Origin of the sequence: Streptomyces cahuitamycinicus (genome assembly GCF_002891435.1) — a bacterium.
Classification (GTDB): domain Bacteria; phylum Actinomycetota; class Actinomycetes; order Streptomycetales; family Streptomycetaceae; genus Streptomyces; species Streptomyces cahuitamycinicus.
The window spans coordinates 1-1,975 of record NZ_POUC01000767.1 but is presented as its reverse complement, the minus strand read 5'-3'; the positions used below and the strand labels follow the sequence as shown (position 1 = coordinate 1,975).

Here is a 1,975-nt window from a genome sequence, read left to right as displayed (position 1 = left end):
GCGTACAGGGCGCCGTCCACGGCCCTGAGATCGCCGAACACGGCGCTCAGGAGCCGGCCGGCCCCGCCCCGCGCAGCACGGCACACGCCGTCGACAGCGCGGCCGGGACCGTGACCAGGGGCAGACAGGCCGCCGCCGTGGCCAGTCCGACGCTCAGCACGTCGGCGAACAGGGTCATGCGCGGGCCGAACACCTCGCCCGCCTCACGCCGAGTCATCCCGCTCACCCCTTGAGTCCCGAACTGGCCATGCCCTCCACCAGGAACCGCTGGAAGGCGAGGAAGAACAGCACGATCGGCAGCAGCGCGATCACCGACAAGGCGAACATCGGGCCGAACGCGGAGGTGCTGGAGGCGTCCACGAAGGAGCGCAGCGCGAGCGTGAGGGTGAACTTGTCCGGGTCGAAGAGGTAGATGAGCTGGGTGAAGAAGTCGTTCCAGGTCCAGATGAAGGTGAAGATCGCGGTGGTGATCAGGGCCGGCCGGGTGAGCGGCAGCACGACCTGGAAGAAGCTGCGGAAGGGTCCGCAGCCGTCGATCCTGGCCGCCTCCTCCAGCTCGCGCGGCAGGCCGCGCATGAACTGCACGATGAGGAAGACGAAGAACGCCTCCGTGGCGAGGAACTTCGGCAGGATCAGTGGCCAGTAGGTGTTCACCAGACCGAGCTGGTTGAAGATGATGTACTGCGGGATCAGCACCGCGTGGTGCGGCAGCATGATGGTGGCGATCATGAAAGCGAACAGCGGCCCCCGGAAGCGGAACCGCAGCCGCGCGAAGGCGTACGCGGCGAGCGAGCAGCTGATGACGTTGCCGGCCACCGCGCCGCCCGCGATCAGCAGGGAGTTGCCGAGCAGCCGCCAGATGGAGACGTCGTTGACGCCGTCCAGGGCGGTGGTGTAATTGGACCATTCCAGGTGGCCGGGCAGCAGGTTCAGGCTGGCGATGACCTCGTCGGCGGGCTTGAGCGAGGTGGCCAGCAGCCAGGCCAGCGGGTACAGCATGACCAGCAGGGCGGCCAGGCAGCCCGCGTGCAGGGCGACGCGGCCCCACCGAACGGGCTTGTGGGTGGCGGTCGTAGAGGTCACCGGTCCCCCTCGGAGGCGTAGAAGACCCAGGAGCGCGAGGTGCGGAACAGCACCGCCGTGACGACGCCGATCACGAGGAGCAGCACCCAGGCCATGGCGGAGGCGTAGCCCATGTGGGAGGCGACGAAGCCCCGGTCGTAGAGGTACATGGTGTAGACGAGGGTCGAGTCGGCCGGTCCGCCCTTGCCGGCGCTGACCGCGAAGGCGGGGGTGAACACCTGGAAGGCCTGGATGGTCTGCAGGACCAGGTTGAAGAACAGCACCGGGGACAGCATCGGCACGGTGACCGACAGGAACTGCCGCCACTTGCTCGCCCCGTCGACCGCCGCCGCCTCGTACAGCTCGGCGGGGATCTGCTGGAGCCCCGCCAGGAAGATGACCATCGGCGCCCCGAACTGCCACACCGTCAGCAGGGCCACGGCCAGCAGTGCCCAGCCGGGCTTGTTGACCCAGCCGCCGGTGCCGAGCAGGTTGTCCACGGTGCCGCCGTCGTTGAAGACCGCCCGCCAGACCAGCGCGATGGACATCGAGGCGCCGAGCAGGGACGGTGCGTAGAACGCCGAGCGGTAGAAGCCCTTGCCGCGCTTCATGCCTTTCAGGGCCAGCGCGACGACGAGCGCGAGGGCCAGTTGGAGGGGCACGGCGACGACGACGTAGGTCAGGGTCGTCACGACCGAGCGCCAGTAGCGCGGGTCCTCGGTGAACATCTGCACGTAGTTGCGCAGGCCCACCCACTTGGGCGGGTTGAACAGGTCGTAGTCGGTGAACGACAGGTACAGCGACACGGCCATCGGCAGCAGTGTCAGGACGATCGCGCCGAGCACCCAGGGTGAGAGGAACACCCAGGCGGCGCCCTCACGTTCCCGCCTGGGGCGGCGCTTCGGGGTGGTGG

At 68.6% G+C, this 1,975-nt stretch carries 3 protein-coding genes; all 3 read right to left on the bottom strand.

Annotation, left to right across the window (positions count from 1 at the left end):
- Positions 1 to 46: 46 nt before the first annotated feature.
- Complete coding sequence (locus tag C1J00_RS45765) at positions 47 to 217, bottom strand: hypothetical protein (protein ID WP_180989910.1); 171 nt, start codon at positions 215 to 217, stop codon at positions 47 to 49.
- A 5-nt stretch (positions 218 to 222) separates the two neighbouring features.
- Positions 223 to 1,083: a carbohydrate ABC transporter permease gene (locus C1J00_RS42605; RefSeq protein WP_102914143.1), complete on the bottom strand. Its 861-nt coding sequence runs from the start codon at positions 1,081 to 1,083 to the stop codon at positions 223 to 225.
- Positions 1,080 to 1,975: carbohydrate ABC transporter permease (locus C1J00_RS42600; protein WP_102914142.1), on the bottom strand; the 896-nt coding region annotated here is incomplete at its 5' end. The genes C1J00_RS42605 and C1J00_RS42600, both read right to left, overlap by 4 nt.

Excerpts from the sequence above, each read along its gene's own strand:
- C1J00_RS45765 (WP_180989910.1), bottom strand. The coding sequence starts at position 217 with ATGACTCGGCGTGAGGCGGGCGAGGTGTTCGGCCCGCGCATGACCCTG.